The sequence below is a fragment of the Phascolarctobacterium faecium DSM 14760 genome (assembly GCF_003269275.1).
Taxonomy (GTDB): Bacteria; Bacillota; Negativicutes; order Acidaminococcales; family Acidaminococcaceae; genus Phascolarctobacterium; species Phascolarctobacterium faecium.
In genome coordinates, this window is record NZ_QLTS01000001.1 from 196,086 (window position 1) to 219,623 (window position 23,538).

Sequence of the window (23,538 nt, forward strand, 5' to 3'; positions counted from 1 at the left end):
ACCTATTCGACGGCGACTTCTTCCATAGTGAAGACTTCGAACACGTCGCCTTCTTTCAAATCGCGGAATTTTTCCAAAGTAACACCGCATTCATAGCCTGCAGCGACTTCCTTCACATCGTCTTTGAAACGTCGTAAAGTGTCGATTTCGTCTTCGTTGATGACGATACCGTCTCTAACTACGCGCACTTTAGAAGTATTGGTGATCTTACCTTCCAGCACATAGCAGCCAGCAATCAGCATTTTCGAAATAGTGATCATCTGACGAACCTCTACACGGCCCTGGATAGTCTCCTGGAATTTCGGTGCCAGCATACCTTTAATAGCAGCTTCAACGTCATTCAAAGCGTCATAAATAACGCGGTAAGTACGAACATCTACCTTCTCTGCTTCCGCTGCTTTACGGGCGTTAGCATCAGGACGAACATTAAAGCCGATAATGAGGGCATTGGCGGCCGAGGCCAGCATAACATCGGACTCGGTAATAGCACCTACACCAGCATGTACAACAACGACTTTAACTTCGTCATTTTTTATATTCTGCAAAGAAGAACGCAAAGCTTCGATAGTACCTTGAACGTCGGCTTTAACGACGATATTCAGGTCTTTAATCTCGCCCTCTTGAATACGTTGGAACAAATCATCCAGCGAAACTTTGGAATTCTGCTGAATTTCTTCAATACGTTTTTTCGCAACACGCTTTTCAGCAACACTGCGGGCAATCTTTTCATCAGTAGAATCAAGAATATCACCGGCCAGCGGCACATCGTTCAAGCCTAAAACCTCTACAGGCGTAGAAGGCAGTGCTTTTTTGACTTTTTCACCACGGTCATTGACCATTGCACGCACCTTGCCATAAGCAGTACCGGCAATAATAGTATCACCGATCTGCAAAGTGCCGCGCTGAACTAAAACAGTAGCGACAGGACCGCGGCCTTTATCAAGCTGCGCTTCAATAATCGTACCATGAGCAGGCAGACTTGGATTAGCTTTCAGATCCTGCATTTCTGCAACCAGCAGAATCATTTCCAACAGTTCGGAAATACCTGTTTTCTGATGTGCGGAAACCGGAACCATGATAGTATCGCCGCCCCAGTCTTCCGGGATCAGCTCATGCTCAGCAAGCTGCTGTTTTACATGATCCGGATTAGCTCCGGGACGATCCATTTTATTAATGGCAACGATAATAGGTACCTTTGCTGCTTTTGCATGGTTAATAGCTTCGAGCGTCTGCGGCATAACACCGTCATCTGCAGCAACTACCAAAATAGCAACATCTGTTACCTGTGCTCCACGCGCACGCATAGCTGTAAAAGCTTCGTGACCGGGAGTATCAAGGAAAACAATCTTTTTGCCCTGATAATTAACCTGATAAGCACCGATATGCTGCGTAATACCGCCAGCTTCTCTTGCTGTAACATTAGCCTTGCGAATAGCGTCAAGCAGAGAAGTTTTACCATGGTCAACGTGACCCATAACAGTTATTACCGGCGGTCTCGGCAAACGTTTAGCCGGATCATCTTCCACTTCCGGAATTTCAGTCGGATCCTCTTCAGGCGGTAACGCGGCAACTTCGACATCAAATTCACTGCCGACCAACAATGCCGTATCAAAGTCGATATCCTGATTGATAGTAACAATCACGCCCAACATGAACAAAGATTTGATAACTTCGCTGACTTCACGTTTCAGCAGGTTGGCAAAATCTTTGACATTGATAGTTTCGCCGATCTCTACATAAGTAGGTTTCTGAACCTCTACTACAGGCTGCTGCACGCGCGGAACATTATTATTGCCGCCCTGGCGTTTATTACTGCGTCCCATATGATTATTACTGCGGTTAGGACGGCTGTCTTTAGTTGCATAAGAACCTTTGATCTGCGGTTTATCTTTACGGGCATTTTTATTAAAAGGTTTATTATTGGCACCAGCAGGACGAGCAGTATTGGCCTGCGGACGCTGTGCACCGGTACCGCCTTGCTGCGGACGTGCATTATTATTGTTATTCATATTTCCCTGTTGCGGGCGCGCATTACCCTGCTGCTGCGGGCGCGCTGCGTTAGCATTATGCTGACCAGGCTGCTGCCCACGCGGGCCTATATAAATGCCCCCCTGAGGACGCTGCTGCGGTCTGTTTCCCTGCTGCGGGCGTTGTCCCTGTTGATTATTGGGACGATTTTGCGTATTAACGCCCTGGTTAGGACGGTTTTGATTAAACCTCTGACCTTGATTTTGGGTATTAGGACGTTGCCCCTGCTGTTGCTGTGGGCGCTGACCTTGTTGGTTGTTAGGACGATTCTGCTGGCTGATGCCCTGATTAGGACGGTTTTGACCTGCGTTCTGCCCCTGCTGATGATTAACGGCAGCAGGACGCGGACCCTGATTAATAGGACGTTGCCCCTGATTGTTGGGACGCTGACCCTGTTGTTGCTGCGGACGCTGTGTATTCGCAGCGGAATTCGGTTGAGTTTGCACCTGCTTCGGAGCAGCTTCAGCCTGCTTAACCGGCTCTTTTTTCACTATATGTTGCGGTGCAGGAGCAGCCTTCTTCTCCTGTACAGGCTTCCTGGCCGAGTTTTTCACTACCAAATCTCTAACCGTATCGTCTACAGTGCTTAACGTACTTTTTACCTGAATGTTATTTTTAGCTAAAATATCGATTACTTCCTGGTTTGTTTTACCAAGTTCTTTTGCTATCTCATATACTCTATGCTTACCCATTCATCCACCTCCAAGCGTATTTATGTCATATATTTTTATTTATCATATTCGCAAAGCTGTTATCCAAAACAACTACTGCGGTTCTTTTAGCCTTGCCAATCGCCCAGCCCAGTTCATCTCTGGTCAGGCATTCAACCACGGGTGTATCAGACATCTCTGCCATAAAATACATATCTTTTTTAGAATTTTCAGCAGCATCTGCGGCCACAAGCAATAGCTTAGCTTTACCGTTTTTCAGAGCAGATCTTACAGCATAGTCGCCTGATGCCAGTTTACCTGCTTTCTGTGCCAATCCTAAGGCAAAAGTCACACCATTATTCGCCATCAGGCAAATCCTCCAGCAATTTGGCATAAACTTCTTCGCTGACCGGCTTTTCCAAGGCCCGTTCCAAACGTTTTTCCTTCACTGCTTTGGTGATACATTCTTTAGATTGGCAAACATAAGCTCCACGACCTGCCTTTTTCCCAGTCAAATCAAGGCTTATCTCACCTTCCGGAGAACGTACTATTCTCAGCAGAGCTTTTTTCTCTTTCATTTCATTACAGCCCACACATTTACGTTGAGGGATCTTTTTAATCTTCGTCTGCTTCATAGGCTACACCAACTTCTTGTGCTCCCTGTTCTGCTTCTTCGGCAGCCTGAGATTCACTTTTGATATCTATCTTCCAGCCTGTCAGCTTCGCTGCCAGACGTGCGTTTTGTCCTTCCTTACCAATTGCCAGAGACAACTGATAGTCAGGCACTATAACGCGGCAGATTTTTTCTTCTTCCAGAACTTCAGTACTGACAACCTTAGCTGGCGATAAGGCATTAGCCACATATTGGTCAGGCTCGGAACTGTATTTGACGATATCGATTTTTTCACCGCGCAGCTCATTAACAATAGTCTGAACACGCATACCTTTATGTCCAACACAGGCGCCGACCGGATCAATATTCTCATCCTTAGTATAAACGGATATCTTAGAACGCATACCAGGTTCACGAGCTACTGACTTGATCTCGACCAATCCGTCGTGAATTTCAGGAACTTCCAGCTCGAACAGTCTTTTCAGCAATCCCGGATGTGTTCGGGAAACCATGATCTGTGGGCCTTTGCTGGTCTTTTTTACTTCCACGATATAGGTTTTCATCCTATCATGATATTGATAAATTTCTCCGGGGATCTGCTCGTTAGGAGTCAAAATAGCCTCGGCCTTACCTAAATCAATATAAACATTTTTATTTTCCATACGTTGAATGATACCGGTTACGATATCATTCTCTCTGCTGGAAAATTTCTCGAAAACCATGCCGCGTTCTGCTTCACGGATACGCTGTACAACAACCTGTTTGGCATTTTGTGCTGCAATACGACCAAAGTTACGTGGAGTCACCTCAGTTTCTACAATATCATCGACTTCATAGCGAGGATCTATTTTACGGGCTTCCTCCAGAGAAATCTCATTAGGATCGTCGCCTACCTCTGCCACAATATGACGCTGTGCATATATGTGAAGTTCACCTGTTACTTTGTTCATATCAACACGGACATTCTGGTTAGAACCAAAATTCTTTTTATAAGCTGTTACAAGAGCTTCTTCGACCGCCTGGAACAGGAGTTCCGGATCAATCCCCTTCTCTTTTCCCAATTCCCCTATTGCCAGAATAAAATCTGCGTTCACGTTTCTTAATCCTCCTATACTTTATAATCTTTAAAAATCAATATGCGGTCTGATCATTGCGATAAGTTTTCGGTCAATGCTGACCGGATTTTTGGCTTCTTTTCCCTTGATAATCGTTTTTATTTCTATTGTCTCATCGCTGTGACTTATTAAAATTCCAACCAGGTCTTTTAAGCCTTCCCACGGAGCAAAAAAGGAAATATCAACTTTACTTCCATAAGCTGCTGTAAAATCTTTATCTTTTTTCAACGGGCGGTCAATGCCGGGTGATGAAACTTCCAGGTAATATTTCTCTTTAATCGGGTCTTTTTCATCTAAAACTGTAGTCAGTTTTTCACTTACTAATTGGCAATCGTCGATTTCAACTCCACCCGGTTTATCAATGTAGATACGCAGATACCAATCTTTTTCACGCACATATTCTACATCTACCAAAGTCAGATCGGTACCATCTAAGAGCGGCGTTACCAAATCAGCAATCAAAGCTTCCAGAGCTTCCTTCTGCACAATACTCACCTCCGGTCTGTAATTTATCTTAAATAAGCGGAAAGAGCGGGCATAGCACCCACTCTCTCAAAAGAAGTCATAAATTTTCTGCTTATATTATACCACCCTGTAAGATTAATTACAAGTTTTTTGTTAACTTCCCTACAATATATATGGCAAAATTCAAACTTTTATCAAGCCCAGTCACAAATTTCAGTTTTTCAGAAAAACAAATTCCTTTGCGGTGGACTGCTCCTTCTGATATTTATATCCTAACCGGTCAAATTTTTTTGTGTCTTCAATGTGTAAAATATTATGCTCGGCACACCAGCGCACCATTTCACCACGGGCCATCTTCGCTTCAGTAGCTTTAACCTTTACTTTACCGTCCTGCCAAATGCCAAAAATACAGCTGACATATTCCACTTCCGGCGTCAAATATTTTTCTATAACTTTACTGTATTCTTTTGATGCCAGGTTAAGAATGCTTTTATCGTTTTGCGTCAGCTCAAAATAAAGCCTGCTTCCCCAAAAGTCATACAGATTTTTACACCCGGCAGCCGGCAACTTTGCCTGCATCTCCAAACGATAAGGAACAACACCGTCCATTGCTTTTAAAATACCATAAAACCCTGATAAAATATTTAAATGTTCTGCCACATAATCAAGCTGTGCATTTTCAAAAACACGCGGTGCCATATATTGATACTGGATACCGTCATAAGCCAATACTGCCGGGGTAAGATTAGCACGCAGACGCATAGTCTGTAAACGTTTATAGTTTAATGCCGCAATCTCATCGTTACATTGCCACAACTTTTTTAGATCATCATACTGCATCTTTCTCAGCTCTGCCAGTAAAATTTCTGTATCTTTTAAAAAGCGCGGTTCTGCCGCAGAAACAAGGTCATCATTATCAATACGCATTTTTTTTGCTGGGGAAATAATTATCTGCATCGTATCCTCCTGCAAGTATTTATCAAAAAGCGCGTTCCTTATACAAGAACGCGCTTTTGATTCTTAACCTTTCAAATAGGCTAAAATTTCTTCAGCATTAGTATCAGGATTAGCATTGGGATATGCTTTTTCGATCATACCTTTTTCATCAACGATATAAGTCGTTCTCACTACTCCCATTGATACCTTGCCATACAATTTCTTTTCCTGCCATACATCATAAGCTTCGATGGCCTGACGTTCAGGATCAGCTAAAAGAATAAAAGGCAGCTCCTGTTTCGCGGCAAAATTAGCATGAGATTTTACGCTGTCTTTACTGATGCCGATAACCTCAATGCCCATTTTTTTATACTCACCGTAATTATTGCGAAAAGAACAGGCCTGACGTGTACACCCCGGTGTAGAATCCTTAGGATAAAAATAGACAACTACTTTTTTCCCTAAAAAATCCTTCAGGCTCACAATATTACCATCTTTGTCCTGCAACGAAAATTCCGGTGCTTTTACTCCTGCTTCTAACATACTAATCGCCTCCTAATGTCAGAATAAATCTATCTGATCTGTTTCAGGCAAATCCCCTAAGGCTCCGTGTTCTGCCAATTTTTCAACTACAGCTTTACCAACCTTGGCTCTTACCCGCAGATCTTCCTGGGAAATAAAAGGATGACCGATTTCTCTGGCTTCGCTGATACTTTGAGCGGCAGTAACACCAATTCCTCCCAAAGCAGCAAGCGGCGGCCTCAATCCCTTTTCAGTGACGGTAAAACGCGTCGGATGGGATTTATACAAATCGATACGTTCCATTTCAAAACCACGAGCCAGCATTTCAATCACCAACTCCAGATACGTCACCGTATCTTTATCTCTGTTACTTGCTTTATAGCCCTGTGCATAAACATCTTTAATATAACGTTTCATATAATCAACGCCTTTGACAACATGATCCATATCAAAGTCCGGTGCACGCACAGTAAAGTATGCCGCATAGAATTCACGTGGATAATGCACTTTACAGTATGCTATACGATAAGCCATCATAACATATGCCACTGCATGCGCCTTCGGAAAAAGATACTGGACCTTATTACAGGATTCAATATACCATTCCGGCACCTTTGCGGCACGCATCGCTTCAAGCATGGGTGCTTCCAGACCGCCTTTAGCTGCCTTGCCTTTACGAACATATTCCATAATTTTAAAGGACATACTGGGATCTACGCCTTTCGCGATCAGATTAGTCATAATATCATCACGCGTCGAAATCGTTTCCTCACTGGGTTTACCCTCGCGAATCAGATCCTGCGCATTGTTCAGCCATACATCAGTACCATGCGAATAGCCTGATACCCTTACAACCTGACTGAAATTTTTAGGCTGAACATCCTGAATCATCTGCCGTACAAACTGTGTACCACATTCAGGAATACCATAAGTGCCAACGGCACTGCCGATCTGCTCAGGTGTTACGCCGAAAGCCTCAGTCGAACGGAAGATAGACATAGTTTTTTCATCGCCGACGGGTATCTGCTGCGGTGGAATATTTGTCAATTCCTCCAGCATTTTGATAACCGTCGGATCGTCGTGACCAAGTATATCAAGCTTAACCAGACGGTCGTTGATCGAGTGATAATCAAAGTGAGTAGTTACTGTTTCCGAATCTTTTTCATCGGCCGGTCTGTTCATCGGCGAAATATAATGAATATCCATATTGCGCGGTACAACCATGATACCGCCTGGATGCTGGCCAGTAGTTCGTTTAATACCGGCAAAGCCTTCTACAAGACCTGCAACATGTGCCGAATGCACATGCAGATTTTTTGCCTCATAATATTTTTTGACATAACCAAAAGCCGTTTTGATAGCAATCGTTGAAATCGTACCGGCGCGACAAACATTATCGCGTCCGAAAAGTTCTTCTGTATATTTATGTGCTGTCGGCTGATAATCTCCGGAAAAGTTCAAATCAATATCAGGTACTTTATCACCATGGAAACCCATAAACACTGCAAACGGAATATCGTGCCCATCACGGATCATCTCTGTACCGCACTCAGGACATGCTTTAGCAGGCAAGTCAAAACCTGACGCAACTTCTTCTTTCATGAAGAACTCGCTGTGTTTACATTGTGGACAGCGGTAATGCGGTTTCAGCGGATTGACCTCTGTAATATCGATCATAGTCGCTACAAAAGAAGAACCGACAGAACCACGGGACCCAACCAGATAACCATCGTCCAAAGATTTTCTTACGAGCTTATGTGCAATATAATACAGAACTGAGAACCCATGATTGATAATGGAATCGAGCTCCATTTTCAGTCTGTCGCTGACTACCTGAGGCAGATTTTCACCATACCATTCGTGCGCACGCTGATAAGACATTTCCTTGATAGCTTTTTCTGCCCCAGGTATAAATGGTGAATACAGCTGATCACGATCAGGAACAGGTTTGATTTTTTCTACCATCTCCGCAATCTTATTCGGATTGGTTACACACAACTCATAAGCAATTTCTTTACCAAAATACTCAAATTCCTTGAGCATTTCTTCTGTTGTCCTGAAATAAAGAGGTGCTTGCTGATCAGCATCAGAATAATTTTGCCCAGCCTGCAGGATAGCCCGCAGCTGCGCGTCCTCCGGATGCAAAAAATGCACGTCACAGGTAGCGACAGTCAACTTACCCAGCTTTTTACCAAGTTCATAAATTTTCCTATTATGCTCTTGCAGCTGTTTGACTGTGCAGCGCTCCTGTCTGACTAAAAACATATTATTTCCGGTTGGCTGAATTTCCAGATAATCATAAAAAGAAGCTATTTTCTCTAATTCTTCATCGGGACGACCTGCCAAAATAGCCCTGTACAGTTCACCAGCTTCACAGGCAGAACCCAGGATCAAACCCTCGCGATATTCTTCGATAACCTCACGCGGCAGCATCGGCCGTTTATGCAGATAACGCAAATGACTGATTGTTACAAGTTTATACAGATTACGCAGACCTGTTTCGTTCTTTGCTAAAATGATAATGTGGTTATTTTTGACCTTCTTGATACGGCTTTTCTTGATCGTATCCGTCGGCTCCAGATCGATATCATGGCCGTCGTCGTTCATCAAATAACCTTCCATACCGAAAATCAGCTTGATATCCGCTTTTTCAGCTACATCAAAGCAGAACGGAAAAGCCTGTACAACGCCATGATCTGTGATGGCAAGAGCTTTATGCCCCCATTTTATCGCTGTCTCCACCAAATCTTCCATTGGTGTTACGCCATCCATCTTACTCATTTTTGTATGACAATGCAGCTCGACACGTTTAACTTCAGCGTTATCCATACGTTCTTTTTTAGGAACAGCTATAATACCCTGAGGACTGATGACCATTTCATCAAACAAAAATCTGTCAGGAGCAACATTACCCATAATACGCAGCTGCATCCCCGGTTTGATCTTCTTTTTAAACTGCAGACATTCTTCCAGATTTTCAAAACGCATTCTAACATAAAGTCCACTAGTTTCATCACTCAAATTAAAAGTGAGCATCACATTGCCGGTACGCAGGACTCGCTCAATAAAAGCAGTCAGCTTACCGTCCTTATCAATGCTTTTTACAAAAGCACCTTCTACTACGACTCGATTTTCTTCTTCGATAACGTCGATCATCGGCCTGGGCTTACCTTTAAATGCTTTACCAAAAATAAGGCCGTCTGCTTTTTTATTCCCTCCATAGAGAAGGTTATAAGCCTTTTCATAAGCATCGTCTTTACGCTCTGCCTCACACGAAGGTACTGCTTCAAATGCGGCAGCTTCTCCTATTTCAACTGCTTCAGGTTCTTCCGGCGGCAAAGGAATTTCTTCACGCTCCGGCTCTACCTGCACAGACTTATTTTCTGTTTCAAGCTTATTTTCTGTTTTAACCGATTCAGCCACAACGGAAGTTTCCAGCAGATTTGTCTGCTGCAGCTCCACTTTTTTTAAATTAAAAGCAGCGGTAAGCTTATTTGCCACCGCTGCAAGTAAAGTTTCTGTCACGGGAGCAACTGCTTTATACTCTATCTGCCACACGGCAGCCTCGATATCCATAAAGATTTTCTCCGGCTGGATTAAACGAGCACGCAATAATTCTGCTTCCGTTAAGGACTGCTCGGCTAAAAAAGCAAAAAATTTATTTTTATCAGGAACAATACAATATTTCGCCTTCATGCTTGCGTCCTTTCTTACCAATCAACCAACGTTCTCTAAAGTAATGATGCCTTCAATACTTTGTAAACCGCGAATAATATCAATATCATCTCTATCTTTACTTATTTTGAGATACAGCTCTAAAACTACCTCATTTTTTCTGGAGTTGTTTTTTACGTTTAAAGTGCGTACCTTCACGCCATTTTCAGTCAAATACGCAGTAATATTCGTTATAATACCGGGTTCATTTTCGGCAACAATCCGAATAAAGCGGCGGGCATTTCTACTGCTGCCGGCAAAACGTTTTTCCCAGCTGTGAAAAGTTACCAAAGTAACCATCATTACCGCCGTAGAACCAATACTTAAAACATACATCCCAGCACCGGCAGCCAACCCAATGGCCGAAATCATCCACAAGCTGGCAGCTGTTGTTAAACCACGTACGGTAACTCCCTCATGCATTATCGTACCGGCACCAAGAAAACCAATACCGCTAACTACCTGTGCAGCAATACGGGAAGAATCACGATTGCGCGGGAATTCTTCCCCATGCATAGGGTAATCATCATAACCGTACATAGAAACCAGCATAAATAACGCCGCACCGGCACAAACTAAAATATGTGTTCTAAAGCCAGCCGGTCTATCGCCGCTGCCGCGTTCGATGCCGACTATTCCGCCTAAAAAAGCGGCCAATAATAGACGAATAAGCATCTCCCAATCATGAGAACTCATTATCGGCACCTCCTTACTGTCAGTTTAATCTTTTATTTTGAAAAAGCAAGTTCTGCGATAATATTTTTGATATCTTGTACGTAATCGCCATCTAAAGGCAAATATCTGATCTCGCCTGTTTTACGAATTTTAACTTCCAGCTTACCTTCAGTCAATGTTTTCGGCCCAACTACAACGCGCAGCGGATAGCCGATCAGATCAGCATCTTTAAATTTAACACCGGGGCGTTCTTTGCGATCATCGATAACTGTTTCCAGACCTACTTTTTTCAACTGCATATAAATTTCTTCAGCTTTCGCTGCAGATGCTTCATCTTTTGTATTAACAGGCACAACCAGCACATGATAGGGTGCTATTTCGATTGGCCAGATGATACCATTGTCATCATAATTCTGCTCAATAGCAGCCGCCATCGTTCTGCTGACACCGACACCATAGCACCCCATTACCATAGGCTGCTCTTTACCGTTTTCATCAAGATAGGTAGCTTTTAAAGCAGAGCTGTATTTAGTAAACAGCTTAAAGACCTGCCCTACCTCGATGCCGCGGGCTTTGCTCACTTCGCCGCCGCAATGCGGGCACGGATCCCCTTCCTGAATAAGACGGATATCTGCTACATATGTTGGTGTAAAATCACGGCCCGGGTTAACATTGATGAAATGGTACCCTTCTTTATTAGCGCCGCAGCAAACATTATGCATTTTCATAACAGTAGCGTCAACAACTACTATGACTTTTTTATTATCGATGCCAACAGGGCCCATATAACCGCCGACAGTACCAGCAGCAGCTAATTGTTCCTCTGTCGCCATTTCCAGGTCAATAACGCCGCAGGTATTGATAACTTTGATTTCATTGACTTCGTGATCGCCACGTACAAAACAAAGAATCAAACCTTTTTCACTGTTATAAGCAACAGCTTTAACAGAATGGTCAACAGGAAGTTTTAAATAAGCGCACACATCAGCAATAGTTTTACAGTCTGGTGTTACTACCTCTTCTTTAGTCAGCATTGCTTCTTCTTGAGCTTCCAAAGGAAATAGCTCTGCTTTTTCAACATTGGCCGCATAATCGCAGCTGGTGCAGAAAACAATCTCTGCTTCACCACTGTCGGCAATTACCATAAATTCATGGGAACCACTGCCGCCGATAGCCCCGGAATCAGCTTCAACAGGGCGGAAGTTCAGGCCGCAGCGCGTAAAGATATTGGTGTAAGCATCGTACATATCCTGATAAGATTTATCAAGACCAGCTTCGTCACGATCAAAGGAATACGCATCTTTCATAATGAATTCACGGCCGCGCATCAAACCGAAACGCGGGCGACGTTCATCACGATATTTATTTTGGATTTGGTAAACACTAAGCGGCAGCTGGCGATAAGAACGAACATCACCGCGGATCAAAGTCGTTACCATTTCTTCATGTGTAGGCCCAAGGCAGAAACAGCGATTATGACGATCCTGCAACCTGAACATTTCCGCACCATATACATCCCAACGTCCGCTTTCCTGCCAAATCTCAGCCGGCTGTACAATAGGCATCAAAAGCTCCTGTGAACCTTTGGCATCCATTTCCTCACGTACTATTCTTTCTATTTTTTTCAATACACGCCAGGCAAGCGGCAGATAAGTATAAATACCACCGGCAGCTTTACGCATAAATCCGGCACGCAGCATTAATTGGTGACTAACAACCTCCGCCTCTGCAGGTACCTCACGCAAAGTAGGAGCATACAGTTTGGAAACTCGCATTATTTCATCTTCCTCTCAACCAAAATTTTCTTAATTTCATCAAACAGCTCGTCAACTATTTTATCTTCGCTGACTTTTTTTATGATCTCGCCTTTGCGGAACAGCAGGCCCTCGCCAATACCGCCGGCAATGCCTATATCGGCCTCCCTGGCTTCACCAGGTCCATTAACTACGCAGCCCATAACTGCAACCGTAATTGGTTCTGCTATTTCGTCTAAACGGCGTTCGACCTCTAAAGCAAGCTTTTCCAGATTGATTCTGGTCCTGCCGCAGGTTGGACAGGAAATCAAAGTCGGCCCATATTCTCTAAGCCCCAAAGCTTTCAAAATATTATAAGCAACCTTTACTTCATTAACCGGATCCCCGGTAAGCGAAACACGAATCGTATCGCCAATACCTTCCGCCAATAACGTACCTATACCAACTGCCGATTTTATAATCCCGGAATTAACGGTACCAGCTTCAGTAATCCCCACATGCAGCGGATAATCACATTGAGCAGCTAAAAGCCTGTAAGCCGCAATCGTTAATGGTACGTCATGTGCTTTCAAAGAAATTTTGATATTGCGATAATCAAGTTCTTCTAAAATATGAATATGACGCCAAGCAGCTTCTACTAATGCTTCTGCTGTCGGATGCCCATATTTTTCCAATAAATCCTTCGGCAGTGAACCGGCATTAACACCGATACGAATAGGTATATTTTTTATTCTGGCCGCTGCAACTACCGCTTCTACCTTTTCACGTCCGCCAATATTACCAGGATTTAACCGAAGTCCGTTGACACCGGCATCTATAGCCGCCAAAGCAAGCTTGTAATCAAAATGAATATCAGCTATTACAGGAATCGGGCTCTGCGCAACTATTTCCCGTAAGGCCTGCGCTGCAGGCATATCAGGTACAGCACAACGAATGACATCGCAGCCAACTGCCGCCAGTTCCTTAATTTGTTTCAAAGTCGCTGCAGCATCGTCGGTCCTCGTATTAGTCATCGACTGTACTGAAACAGGAGCATCACCGCCAATAAATACAGATCCCAACTGTAATTGTCTGGTTATTCTGCGCTTCATAAAGACACCTCTTTATTTTATCGGCTGATGTCGTTAAACACCGCCAAAACAGTAATACTTAGAATGATCGCTACGCCAACCATTTGAATAGCATTGGTCGCACGCGCTCCTAAAGGCTTGCCACGTACTGCTTCCAAAACTAACAGAACAAAATGCCCGCCATCCAAAGCCGGCAATGGCAATAAATTGATAACGCCTAAATTAATACTGAGAAAAGCAATAAAGTTCAGTAGCGGAAGCATGCCCTGATTTGCCATCTCCCCTGCCATTTTAGCTACGCCGATAGGACCTGAAACATCTGCCGGCGCCGCCCCGGTAATTATTTTCTGCAGACCGTCAATCATCGCAAATATAATATACTTAGTATAGCCAGCGCCCATGGTAGCCGCTTCAACAACGCCTGGCTGATATTGTTCATATGTAGGAGAAATACCTATCAAGGGCCTGCCGTACTGCGCATCATAGGCTGGCGTCATTTGATAATTTTTTACTGCGCCCTGATGCTCTGCCGTAACAGTAATCTCCTTATCAGGATACTTCTGCAAGGTAACTACCAAATCATTCCATGTGGCAATCTTTTCACCATTAATGGCAAGGATACGATCGCCTACCTGCAAGCCTGCCTGCGCGGCCGCCTTTTCTTCCATAATCGTGCCCAAAATAGGCTGATCGACTGGCTTTTGAATACCATTGATCATAAAAATACTGAAAAACAAAATTATCGGCAGCAGAAAGTTCATTAACGAACCTGCTAAAATAACCAACATTCTGGCAGGAATAGATTTTGACTTAAAAGAATCATCGCTGTCAGGCTCTTCCGGATCCATACCGGCTATTTTATTATACCCGCCTAAAGGAATAATTCTTAAGCTATATAGGGTCTCACCAACTTTTTTCTGAAAAATGTTGGGTCCGAAACCAATGGCAAACTCGTCCACGCGCATGCCTGTCATTTTTGCCGTAATAAAGTGGCCGAATTCATGTACGGTGATCAAAACACCAAAAACAAAAATAGCCGCTAAAATAGTTGTCATGTCCGAGTTCCCCCTCTCATTACAAGTTTTTTAAAATTTCTCTGGTCAGCCTGCGAGTTTCAGCATCTGTCTGCTCTATATCCTCAATAACAGGCTGCAATATATTCTGATGTCTGACAATAATCTTTTCTATAGTCATCGGAATATTAAGGTATTTAATCTTATTGTCCAAAAATGCGTAAACAGATTCTTCATTAGCCGCATTAAATGCACAAGGTAAGGTACCTCCTGCTTTACCACATTCGACAGCAAGTTTCAGTGCCGGAAATGCTTCCAAATCAGGAGCTTCAAACGTCAATTGACCTGCTTTTACTAAATCCAGCTGTCCGAAAGCATTATCAAATCGCTCTGGATATGAAAAAGCGTACTGTATCGGCAAACGCATATCGGGCAGTCCCAACTGAGCCAAAACAGAACCATCCTGATATTCAACCAAAGAATGAATTACGCTCTGCGGATGTACAACTACATCGATTTTTTCATAAGGCATGTCAAAAAGCCAATGCGCCTCAATAACTTCCAACCCTTTATTAGCCAAAGTAGAAGAATCAACAGTTATTTTTCTGCCCATACTCCAATTTGGATGCTTCAAACACTGTTCTAAAGTCACATTTTCAAGCTCAGCTTTACTTTTACCACGAAAAGGACCGCCAGAAGCAGTTATCAGCAACCGCTTAACTTCCTGATGTTTGCCACCTGCCAAAGCTTGAAAAATGGCACTGTGTTCACTGTCGACCGGCAATAAAGTAACATTGTGCTCTGCTACCGCACTCATAACAATACTTCCTGCAGCAACCAGCGTTTCTTTATTAGCCAAAGCGATGTCTTTACCATGCTCAATCGCAGCCAGAGTAGGTCTCAGACCGGCATAACCGACCATTGAAGCTAAAACTGTGTCAACTTCGCTGAACGTAGCCACTTCCAAAATACCCTCTTCTCCTGCAAGGATTTTCGTCTTGCCGGTATAACGTTTTTTCAACCGCTCTGCAGCGGCCTCATCAGAAAGCGCCGCAATATCAGGCTGAAAAATATTAATCTGTTCTTCCAATAAAACGTCACTTGTATGTGCCGCCAACGCTCTGATTTTTATCTTATCAGGATTAGCTGCAGCAACCTCTAATGTCTGTTTACCAATGGACCCGGTACTGCCAAGCACGGAAACATTTTTCATTTTGAAGCCTCCGAATAATATAATCAGTGTGTTTTAGTCAACAAAACCGAAAACACTAAAACATAATAGCCAAGCGGTATGGCAAACAACAAGCTGTCACAACGATCTAAAACTCCACCATGGCCTGGAAAAATCTTACCAGAGTCTTTAACGCCAAAGGAACGTTTCAAAATCGACTCTACCAAATCTCCCAGCGGCGCAAAAACAGCTACGCATAAACCTAATGCAGCTGCCTGTACTATCTCCATATCTAACACCTTTACTCCCAAATAAACCATTACAGCCAGACAGCCGATAAATCCGGCTGCAGCTCCTTCTACAGATTTATTAGGACTGACATTTGGACACAACTTGCGTTTACCGATCGCACAACCGACAAAATAAGCAAAAGTATCACTGGCCCATGTTCCAAGCATAATCAGCCAGAAAAAACATTCGCCGCCTTCTAAAACAAATGAACCAATAACCACCGGTTCAAATGGTAACTGCCTTAAAAGACCAAAGTGAAAAAACAGAATGCCGATATATAAAACCGCCATAACCGACAAACCAACATTCTCAACCAAATGACCTTTACAGTGCTTATGCAGGCCTTCCAGTAAAATAGCAATAATAGTTACGACCAGAAAAAGCGGCAGTGAATATAATGTATAAATAGAATCATCCAAATACATCAAACTTCCTACCAGCACCAAGGTCATAATACCGGACGAAAAATAAAAAACATTATAGCCTTTATTTTTGGCCATATTATAAAATTCCAGCCAGCCGATAGCTGCCAGTACAAATATTGCAGCATTAAAAAGCATACCGCCGCTATGAAGCAGCCATACTACTATCGGAACGCCTACCAAACCTGTCAAAATACGAGTCAACATATCTTTTACACCTGCTTAATTTATTTTGTCACTAACCCGCCAAAGCGCCGTTCGCGTCCCTGATATTCTTTGATTGCCTGCAAGAACATTTCAGGGGTAAAAGCAGGCCAATATGCATCTGTAGTCCAAATTTCCGCATATGCGATTTGCCACAGCATAAAATTACTGATACGATTATCTCCTCCTGGTCTGATCAAAAGATCAGGCGCAGGCAAGCCAGCCGTATAAAGATAATTTTCAAAAGTTTCTGCCTGTATATCTTCTACTTTCAGCAAGCCTTTTTCGGTATCTGCCGCAATACGCTGTATTGCCTGTAAAATTTCGGCCTGCCCACCGTAGTTTATTGCCAAGTTTAAAATAATACCGGTATTGTTTTTAGTTGCTTCCACAGCGTGGTCCATTTTCTGTTTTACAACTTCCGGCAAACCTTCACGTGAGCCCATAAAACGAACCTGAACATTATTTCGATTAAATTCTTCAATCTCACTGGTCAGATAACGGCTTAAAAGCTCCATAATAAAACTGACCTCAGTAACAGGCCGTTTCCAATTTTCTGTTGAAAAAGCATACGCGCTGATAACTTTAACACCAATTTTATCAGCAATTTTAACAATAGTTTTTAAAGTTTCAGCTCCGGCCTGATGCCCAAATGTTCGCACTTTTCCCTGCGCTTTAGCCCAACGGCCATTACCGTCCATAATAATTGCTATATGCTGCGGCACATTAGCCAAATTAATACCATCGATATCGATATTTACGTCGGGGTTTGTATTCTTCTTGATTTTGAACAAGCTGTTAAACACAAGCACACCAACCCTTCCCTGGAATAAATAAAACTGACAGACCCCCTCTAAGAGGGGGCCTTGCAGTCCTAAAAACTTAAAATCAAGGTTGTTTAATAGCACCTACAGGGCAAACACCAGCGCAAGCGCCGCATTCAACACATTCATCACCGATTTCATATTTACCGTCAGCTTCTTTAATAGCACCTACGGGGCAGGTAGAAGCGCAGGAACCGCAACCGATACATTCGTCTTTATTGATTACTAATGCCATTCTCCAGCACCTCCTTTCTATATTTTTTTACTGTTACAAGAGCTACTTTATTGTCAGACAGCAAACTCTGCCTAACCACATATTCAACAGCTATCTTCTCCGCCACAACTTCGTTTTGCCGGCGCGGCGGCTGCGTATCAGCAACCGTATATCCGATCTCGGCAGCTTCCAGTCTGGCAATAGCTTCTGCCAAAGGCAGTGCCAACACATCAGGTATCAGCATCAGATCTCCATAACTTCCTTTTCTTTATTAGCCATGATATTATCGATTTCCTTGATAATTTTATCAGTCATTTTCTGAATATCATCAGTACCCTTTTTAGCTTCATCTTCAGTGATTTCTTTAGCCTTCTCTGCTTTCTTAACAGCATCGTTAGCGTCACGGCGCAGATTACGCACAATCACACGTGCATCTTCAGATTTTTTATGAACAGTTTTTACAATCTCTTTACGGCGTTCTTCTGTCAGCTGCGGCAGATTCAACCGAATTACAGCACCATCACTGTTAGGGTTTAATCCCAAATCAGATTTCATAATAGCTCTTTCAATATCCTTCAGAAGATTCTTCTCCCAAGGCTGGATAATGATCATTCTCGGTTCAGGTACAGTAACGCTTGCTACCTGGTTAACAGGTGTCGGTGTGCCGTAATAATCTACCATAACCTTTTCCAGCAGAGCCGGAGTAGCACGTCCTGCACGAACAGAAGCAAGATCTACGCGCAGTACGTCAGTAGTTTTGTGCATTTTACTTTCTGTTAATTCAATGATTTCTTTTACTGTTGCCATGATTATTTTCCTCCCACCAGGGTACCGATCTCTTCGCCTAAGGCAGCACGCAAAATGTTACCCGGTTTATCAATATTAAATACTACGATAGGAATTTTATTATCCATGCAAAGACTGATTGCCGTAGAATCCATTACACTCAATTTTCTTTGAATAACTTCGATATAATCAAGTTTTTCAAACATTACCGCATCTTTATTTTTAGCCGGATCGCAATCATAAACACCGTCAACACCCTTTTTAGCCATCAAAATCGCATCGGCTTCTACCTCGGCCGCCCTTAAAGCAGCAGTGGTATCTGTTGAAAAGTAAGGATTACCAGTACCAGCGGCAAAAATAACTACACGCTCTTTTTCCATATGACGTATGGCACGTCTGCGAATATACGTTTCTGCAATCTGACGCATTTCGATCGCTGTTTGCACACGTGTTGGGACTCCCAAAGTCTCCAAAGCATCCTGCAGCGCCAGAGAATTGATAACTGTGGCAAGCATTCCCATATAATCTGCAGTAGCGCGGTCCATACCTTTCGAACTTCCCGATAAACCACGCCAGATGTTGCCACCGCCGTTGACAATAGCGACTTCTAAACCACATTCCGTAACATCTTTGATTTGTGAAGCTATGGACTCAACCGTTTCCGGATCAATACCGAACCCTTTATCACCAGCTAAAGCTTCACCGCTCAATTTTAAAATGACACGCTTATACTTCGATTTCTCCGCCACTTCCACGACCTCCTATTTTCTGCAACTCTATATCCTATTTCATATTCTACATTTTACCAATATTTCCTCTTTTTTACCTTGAGTTTTTTGTGAACTACAGCCATTCGGGCAAAAAATAAGAGAACACCGAAGTGTTCTCTTATGCGGTTTCTCATTATTTTACGAAAGACATAACTTCTTCTGCAAAGTTTTCTTCTTTTTTCTCAATGCCTTCGCCCAGTTGATAACGGGTGAAACGGCGAATAGAAATATTCTCACCGATTTTAGCAATTGATTCGGTAATCAAATCAGAAATAGTTTTGTCGGGATCTTTAACGAAAGGTTGTTCCATCAAGCATACTTCTTTATAGTATTTCTCGATACGTCCTGCAACCATTTTTTCAATGATTTTTTCAGGTTTGCCTTCGTTGCGCGCCTGTTCAGCCAAAACAGCTTGTTCATGCTCAAGTTCAGCAGTAGGAACTTCTTCGCGTTTGAGGTAAGACGGATTCGTTGCAGCAATATGCATAGCAATGTCTTTTACCAATTCTTTGAAAGCATCAGTTTTAGCAACAAAGTCAGTTTCGCAGTTAACTTCTACCAAAACGCCGATACGTCCGCCGCCATGGATATAAGCTTCAACTAAACCTTCAGCCGCTACACGGCCCGCTTTTTTAGCAGCAGCAGCCAAACCTTTTTCACGCAGGAAGTCGATTGCTTTTTCAAGATCGCCATCGGTTGCGCTCAAAGCTTTTTTGCAGTCCATCATACCTGCGCCAGTACGTTCACGCAGTTCTTTTACTAATGCAGCAGTAATTTCAGCCATTTATTCGTCCTCCAGTATTTGATTATTATTCAGCGTCTTCAGCTGCAACTTCTTCAGCTTCAGCAGCTTCTTCCATTTGCATACCTTGACGACCTTCCAAAACAGCGTCAGCCATTTTTGCAGTTAAAAGTTTTACTGCACGAATAGCGTCGTCGTTAGCGGGAATCACATGATCGATAACGTCAGGATCGCAGTTAGTGTCAACAGTAGCAACAATAGGAATATTCAGTTTGCGTGCTTCAAGCACAGCAATATTTTCTTTGCGGGGATCAACAATGAAGAGAGCACCCGGCAATTTTTTCATATCTTTGATACCGCCAAGATATTTAGTAAGTTTTTCCATCTCAAGACGAAGACCGATAACTTCTTTTTTCGGCAGTACGTCAAAAGTTCCGTCAGCTTCCATAGCTTCCAGCTTACGTAAACGGTTGATACGGGTTTGGATAGTTTTGAAGTTAGTCAGCATACCACCCAACCAACGTTCGTTTACATAGAACATGTTGCAGCGTAAAGCTTCTTCGCGCATAGCTTCTTGAGCTTGTTTTTTAGTACCAACGAACAAAATATTTTCGCCGCGGGCAGCAACATCGCGCAGGAAGTTGTAACATTCTTCAACTTTTTTAACGGTTTTCTGCAGGTCGATGATGTAGATGCCGTTTCTTTCAGTGAAGATGTACGGAGCCATCTTAGGGTTCCAGCGACGGGTTTGGTGACCGAAATGAACACCAGCTTCAAGTAATTGTTTCATGGAAATAATAGCCATTTTTATTTGCCTCCTGTTTTTTCCTCCGCAGAAATCGTCTCTAACCCTTACCGCAAGCGGACAGCGGGTGATCATTCTGCGTGTGTATTTTTACACCGTGTGATATTATACCATAGTTACGGCCTCTGCACAAGCTTTTATTCATAATAATCAGCAAAATTTGTTTAATACTTTACACTTAACATGTATACAAAATATTTTAATAATTAAACTTGCCAGCTATATACAGATGTGTTAGATTTTATTTGTTTATTGTTTCTATATTTATTATGAAAGGTGGAATGACTTCCATGAGCTTCAACATCGATAAAATGATCTCTCCCTTTATTAAAGCCCTTCCGCCCTCCGGATTGGCAAAATTTTTAGAAATAACAGCCAACAATCCTAACATTGTACCACTCAGCGTAGGTGAACCTGATTTTGATATTCCAGCAAAAGTACGTGCAGCCTGTATCGACAGTCTGAATGCAGGGAAAAGCAACTATACCTCTACACTGGGAATGCTGGAACTGCGCGAAGCAATAGCTGCTGACACTTACAAAAACTATGGCGTTCAATACGACCCCAAAACTGAAATTATGGTGACTGTAGGTGTCAGCGAAGCATTAGACGTCGTTATCCGCACCATTATGGTCCCTGATGGCGAAATCATTATTCCCGAGCCCTGTTATGTTGCTAATAAAGCCTGCATCATTTTAGCAGGCGGAAAGCCGGTACCGGTAGAAACCAAACTGGAAAACGGCTTTGTTCCCACGGTCACAGATCTGGAAAAAGCAGTGACTGATAAAACTCGCGCTATCCTCCTTGGTTATCCCAACAATCCTACAGGTGCTATTATGAGCAAAGAGCAAATCAAGGCTATTGGCGACTGGGCTGTTAAACATGATATTATGATCATTTCTGATGAACTTTATGCTCACCTGACTTATGGCGGCAAAAAACATACTATGTTCACAGCTTTCCCCGAGTTCAAAGACCGCACAGTAGTTTTAAACGGCTTTTCGAAAGCTTATGCCATGACCGGCCTGCGGTTAGGTTATTTTACCGCTCCTGCAACATTCGTCCAGGCGGCAAACCTGCTCCATCAAAATGTAGTACTCTGTGCAAATATCACAGCTCAATACGGTGCTATAGCTGCTTTAAAATATTGTGAAAACGACATGCTGGCAATGGTTGCCGAATATGAAAAGCGCCGTCAGATCATGATCGACGGCTTTAAGAAAATCGGGCTGCCCCTTTATGAACCAGAAGGTGCCTTTTATGTATTCCCCTGTATTAAACAAACAGGGCTCACGAGTATGGAATTTGTTGAAAAACTGCTTACAGAAGAAGAAGTGCTGGTTATCCCCGGCAGCAGCTTCGGAGCCAGCGGTGAAGGCTTTATCCGCTGTTCTTATGCTTACAGCGAAGATAATCTGCGGGAAGCATTAACACGTCTTGACAGATTTATCCGAAAATATACAAAATAAACACTTATTATAAAAAACAGACTGCCGTTAAATGGCAGTCTGTTTTTTATAATAAGCCCACAGGTATATACCAGTTCTTAGCATCAACAGGCAATAAATCGTTTGCCAGGCAAACAACACCGCCGGAGCCAATTCTCAAGGCTTTTTCACCTTCTGCAATCGGTTTCAAAATTTCAAACTTCTTAATTTCTTTTACTGGCTGTGCACTTTTACGAATTGCTAAAGGATATACACATCCATCTGTCTCAATCAAAAGTTCGACTTCTTTGGTATTGAAATCACGAAAATAACTAAGAGGCGGGATCTGACCGCAGTTAATAAAGCTTTTATAAATCTCATTAACAACCCATGTTTCAAAAAAATTAGACGCCATTGCCCCGGCTTCCAACGTTGCTGCACTGCTCCAACGCAGCAAATATGCAGCAAGTCCAGTATCAGTAAAATAAAGCTTTGGTGCTTTGACTGCATATTTTAAGTTAGGATGCGCAAACGGTTCCAAAAAATATACCAGACCCGCTGCTGCCAAAACCTTTAGCCACTGTTTAGCTGTCGGTGGAGTTATCTCTACCTCTTTAGCCAAAGCTGCGTAATTAAGCATACTGCCAGTATAGCTGGCGGCAGCACATAAGAACCTGTAAAATTGCAATTCATCATTCACCTGTGCCAATTCTTTTACATCACGCTGTAGAAAAGTCTGTACATAAGATGAATAATAGCAGTTCCAATCCTGTTCAGAAGCACTATTCAACGCTGGCATACTGCCTTGCCAAATCTGATCAAATAGATCACTCATCGGTAACAAAGGCGACTCCTTCACACGTCTCAGCAAAAATTCATTTTCCGGCACAAAAGGCCCGGCAGGACGATCAATCAATTCACCATAACTCAAACCCAATAAATTAACGATACCGATCCTGCCGGTCAAACTCTCACTGACACCATGCATCAACTCAAAAGCCTGTGACCCGGTCAGCCAGAAATCACCGTTTTGCCCCTGTTCGTCCACATACATTTTAAGATACGGCAACAGCTTAGGAGCCAGCTGAATCTCATCAATCAAAAGCGGCGGTTTGTAACGCTGCAGAAATAACGCCGGCTCAGTCATCGCCAAACTGCGTACACTGATATCGTCCATCGTCACATAAGTACGATCTGACGCAGCAAGCCTGCGCAATAAAGTAGTTTTACCCACCTGTCGCGGCCCCGTAACAAGCAGCACCTTAAAACAGCTGTTCAGCTTTTCTATTGTCGTTTCTAAATGACGTTTGATATACATCGTATTTTA

At 43.0% G+C, this 23,538-nt stretch carries 23 protein-coding genes; 1 reads left to right on the forward strand and 22 read right to left on the reverse strand.

The window, feature by feature from the left end; all coding sequences use genetic code 11:
• Window positions 1–2: 2 nt before the first annotated feature.
• The 21 genes from infB to rpsB form a co-directional block, all read right to left on the reverse strand.
• Entirely contained in the window at window positions 3–2,720 is a 2,718-nt protein-coding gene (gene infB / locus C8D73_RS11390) for a translation initiation factor IF-2 (RefSeq protein ID WP_113077024.1), read from the reverse strand.
• 25 nt (window positions 2,721–2,745) lie between these two features.
• A complete protein-coding gene (locus C8D73_RS00915; protein ID WP_021718398.1) occupies window positions 2,746–3,045 on the reverse strand; it encodes a L7Ae/L30e/S12e/Gadd45 family ribosomal protein in 300 nt (99 codons plus the stop codon).
• Window positions 3,035–3,313, reverse strand: coding sequence for an RNase P modulator RnpM (gene rnpM, locus C8D73_RS00920; protein ID WP_021718397.1), 279 nt, complete (start codon window positions 3,311–3,313; stop codon window positions 3,035–3,037). The genes C8D73_RS00915 and rnpM overlap by 11 nt, the downstream gene beginning before the upstream one ends.
• Window positions 3,294–4,385: a transcription termination factor NusA gene (gene nusA / locus C8D73_RS00925; protein WP_021718396.1), complete on the reverse strand. Its 1,092-nt coding sequence runs from the start codon at window positions 4,383–4,385 to the stop codon at window positions 3,294–3,296. Before nusA ends, rnpM begins: the two co-directional genes overlap by 20 nt.
• A 30-nt stretch (window positions 4,386–4,415) precedes the next feature.
• On the reverse strand, window positions 4,416–4,892 hold the full coding sequence (locus C8D73_RS00930; RefSeq protein WP_021718395.1) for a ribosome maturation factor RimP: 477 nt from the start codon (window positions 4,890–4,892) through the stop codon (window positions 4,416–4,418).
• A 192-nt stretch (window positions 4,893–5,084) separates the two neighbouring features.
• The gene (gene yaaA, locus C8D73_RS00935; protein WP_113077025.1) at window positions 5,085–5,828 is read right to left on the reverse strand and encodes a peroxide stress protein YaaA; all 744 of its coding nucleotides are present in this window, start codon (window positions 5,826–5,828) and stop codon (window positions 5,085–5,087) included.
• Window positions 5,829–5,891: 63 nt separating this feature from the next.
• Entirely contained in the window at window positions 5,892–6,350 is a 459-nt protein-coding gene (bcp, locus tag C8D73_RS00940; RefSeq protein ID WP_021718393.1) for a thioredoxin-dependent thiol peroxidase, read from the reverse strand.
• Window positions 6,351–6,368: 18 nt separating this feature from the next.
• Window positions 6,369–10,025: a PolC-type DNA polymerase III gene (locus tag C8D73_RS00945; RefSeq protein ID WP_113077026.1), complete on the reverse strand. Its 3,657-nt coding sequence runs from the start codon at window positions 10,023–10,025 to the stop codon at window positions 6,369–6,371.
• Window positions 10,026–10,046: 21 nt separating this feature from the next.
• On the reverse strand, window positions 10,047–10,739 hold the full coding sequence (locus tag C8D73_RS00950; RefSeq protein ID WP_021718391.1) for an MgtC/SapB family protein: 693 nt from the start codon (window positions 10,737–10,739) through the stop codon (window positions 10,047–10,049).
• Window positions 10,740–10,771: 32 nt separating this feature from the next.
• Window positions 10,772–12,493 carry a proline--tRNA ligase gene (locus C8D73_RS00955; protein ID WP_113077027.1) on the reverse strand — a complete coding sequence of 574 codons (1,722 nt, stop codon included), beginning with the start codon at window positions 12,491–12,493 and terminating at the stop codon, window positions 10,772–10,774.
• Window positions 12,493–13,563, reverse strand: a complete 1,071-nt coding sequence (gene ispG, locus C8D73_RS00960) for a flavodoxin-dependent (E)-4-hydroxy-3-methylbut-2-enyl-diphosphate synthase (protein ID WP_113077028.1) — start codon at window positions 13,561–13,563, stop codon at window positions 12,493–12,495. Before ispG ends, C8D73_RS00955 begins: the two co-directional genes overlap by 1 nt.
• A 17-nt stretch (window positions 13,564–13,580) precedes the next feature.
• Window positions 13,581–14,597: an RIP metalloprotease RseP gene (rseP, locus tag C8D73_RS00965; protein WP_113077029.1), complete on the reverse strand. Its 1,017-nt coding sequence runs from the start codon at window positions 14,595–14,597 to the stop codon at window positions 13,581–13,583.
• A 19-nt stretch (window positions 14,598–14,616) separates the two neighbouring features.
• Window positions 14,617–15,768: a 1-deoxy-D-xylulose-5-phosphate reductoisomerase gene (locus tag C8D73_RS00970; RefSeq protein ID WP_113077030.1), complete on the reverse strand. Its 1,152-nt coding sequence runs from the start codon at window positions 15,766–15,768 to the stop codon at window positions 14,617–14,619.
• Between the two features lie 23 nt (window positions 15,769–15,791).
• The gene (locus C8D73_RS00975; protein ID WP_021718386.1) at window positions 15,792–16,646 is read right to left on the reverse strand and encodes a phosphatidate cytidylyltransferase; all 855 of its coding nucleotides are present in this window, start codon (window positions 16,644–16,646) and stop codon (window positions 15,792–15,794) included.
• A gap of 20 nt (window positions 16,647–16,666) precedes the next feature.
• The gene (uppS, locus tag C8D73_RS00980) at window positions 16,667–17,449 is read right to left on the reverse strand and encodes an undecaprenyl pyrophosphate synthase (RefSeq protein ID WP_049896941.1); all 783 of its coding nucleotides are present in this window, start codon (window positions 17,447–17,449) and stop codon (window positions 16,667–16,669) included.
• Window positions 17,450–17,531: 82 nt separating this feature from the next.
• Window positions 17,532–17,702: a ferredoxin family protein gene (locus tag C8D73_RS00985; RefSeq protein WP_021718384.1), complete on the reverse strand. Its 171-nt coding sequence runs from the start codon at window positions 17,700–17,702 to the stop codon at window positions 17,532–17,534.
• Window positions 17,683–17,925: a hypothetical protein gene (locus C8D73_RS00990; RefSeq protein WP_021718383.1), complete on the reverse strand. Its 243-nt coding sequence runs from the start codon at window positions 17,923–17,925 to the stop codon at window positions 17,683–17,685. Before C8D73_RS00990 ends, C8D73_RS00985 begins: the two co-directional genes overlap by 20 nt.
• Window positions 17,925–18,488, reverse strand: a complete 564-nt coding sequence (frr, locus tag C8D73_RS00995; RefSeq protein WP_113077031.1) for a ribosome recycling factor — start codon at window positions 18,486–18,488, stop codon at window positions 17,925–17,927. The genes C8D73_RS00990 and frr overlap by 1 nt, the downstream gene beginning before the upstream one ends.
• A 2-nt stretch (window positions 18,489–18,490) precedes the next feature.
• Window positions 18,491–19,216, reverse strand: a complete 726-nt coding sequence (gene pyrH, locus C8D73_RS01000) for a UMP kinase (RefSeq protein ID WP_021718381.1) — start codon at window positions 19,214–19,216, stop codon at window positions 18,491–18,493.
• Window positions 19,217–19,370: 154 nt separating this feature from the next.
• Window positions 19,371–20,021, reverse strand: a complete 651-nt coding sequence (gene tsf / locus C8D73_RS01005) for a translation elongation factor Ts (RefSeq protein ID WP_021718380.1) — start codon at window positions 20,019–20,021, stop codon at window positions 19,371–19,373.
• Window positions 20,022–20,046: 25 nt separating this feature from the next.
• Entirely contained in the window at window positions 20,047–20,784 is a 738-nt protein-coding gene (rpsB, locus tag C8D73_RS01010) for a 30S ribosomal protein S2 (protein WP_113077032.1), read from the reverse strand.
• A gap of 290 nt (window positions 20,785–21,074) precedes the next feature.
• Here rpsB and C8D73_RS01015 point away from each other — a divergent pair, with 290 nt between their 5' ends.
• Entirely contained in the window at window positions 21,075–22,253 is a 1,179-nt protein-coding gene (locus tag C8D73_RS01015) for a pyridoxal phosphate-dependent aminotransferase (protein ID WP_113077033.1), read from the forward strand.
• Window positions 22,254–22,299: 46 nt separating this feature from the next.
• On the opposite strand, the gene C8D73_RS01020 is transcribed toward C8D73_RS01015, so the two are convergent.
• Window positions 22,300–23,529 carry an ATP-binding protein gene (locus C8D73_RS01020; protein ID WP_113077034.1) on the reverse strand — a complete coding sequence of 410 codons (1,230 nt, stop codon included), beginning with the start codon at window positions 23,527–23,529 and terminating at the stop codon, window positions 22,300–22,302.
• Window positions 23,530–23,538 lie beyond the last annotated feature (9 nt).

Coding starts and splice junctions, on each gene's coding strand:
- infB (WP_113077024.1), bottom strand. CDS start 2,720: ATGGGTAAGCATAGAGTATATGAGATAGCAAAAGAACTTGGTAAAACA.
- C8D73_RS00915 (WP_021718398.1), bottom strand. CDS start 3,045: ATGGCGAATAATGGTGTGACTTTTGCCTTAGGATTGGCACAGAAAGCA.
- rnpM (WP_021718397.1), bottom strand. CDS start 3,313: ATGAAGCAGACGAAGATTAAAAAGATCCCTCAACGTAAATGTGTGGGC.
- yaaA (WP_113077025.1), bottom strand. CDS start 5,828: ATGCAGATAATTATTTCCCCAGCAAAAAAAATGCGTATTGATAATGAT.
- bcp (WP_021718393.1), bottom strand. CDS start 6,350: ATGTTAGAAGCAGGAGTAAAAGCACCGGAATTTTCGTTGCAGGACAAA.
- C8D73_RS00945 (WP_113077026.1), bottom strand. CDS start 10,025: ATGAAGGCGAAATATTGTATTGTTCCTGATAAAAATAAATTTTTTGCT.
- C8D73_RS00950 (WP_021718391.1), bottom strand. CDS start 10,739: ATGAGTTCTCATGATTGGGAGATGCTTATTCGTCTATTATTGGCCGCT.
- C8D73_RS00955 (WP_113077027.1), bottom strand. CDS start 12,493: ATGCGAGTTTCCAAACTGTATGCTCCTACTTTGCGTGAGGTACCTGCA.
- ispG (WP_113077028.1), bottom strand. CDS start 13,563: ATGAAGCGCAGAATAACCAGACAATTACAGTTGGGATCTGTATTTATT.
- rseP (WP_113077029.1), bottom strand. CDS start 14,597: ATGACAACTATTTTAGCGGCTATTTTTGTTTTTGGTGTTTTGATCACC.
- C8D73_RS00970 (WP_113077030.1), bottom strand. CDS start 15,768: ATGAAAAATGTTTCCGTGCTTGGCAGTACCGGGTCCATTGGTAAACAG.
- C8D73_RS00975 (WP_021718386.1), bottom strand. CDS start 16,646: ATGTTGACTCGTATTTTGACAGGTTTGGTAGGCGTTCCGATAGTAGTA.
- C8D73_RS00985 (WP_021718384.1), bottom strand. CDS start 17,702: ATGGCATTAGTAATCAATAAAGACGAATGTATCGGTTGCGGTTCCTGC.
- C8D73_RS00990 (WP_021718383.1), bottom strand. CDS start 17,925: ATGCTGATACCTGATGTGTTGGCACTGCCTTTGGCAGAAGCTATTGCC.
- frr (WP_113077031.1), bottom strand. CDS start 18,488: ATGGCAACAGTAAAAGAAATCATTGAATTAACAGAAAGTAAAATGCAC.
- tsf (WP_021718380.1), bottom strand. CDS start 20,021: ATGGCTGAAATTACTGCTGCATTAGTAAAAGAACTGCGTGAACGTACT.
- rpsB (WP_113077032.1), bottom strand. CDS start 20,784: ATGGCTATTATTTCCATGAAACAATTACTTGAAGCTGGTGTTCATTTC.
- C8D73_RS01015 (WP_113077033.1), top strand. CDS start 21,075: ATGAGCTTCAACATCGATAAAATGATCTCTCCCTTTATTAAAGCCCTT.
- C8D73_RS01020 (WP_113077034.1), bottom strand. CDS start 23,529: ATGTATATCAAACGTCATTTAGAAACGACAATAGAAAAGCTGAACAGC.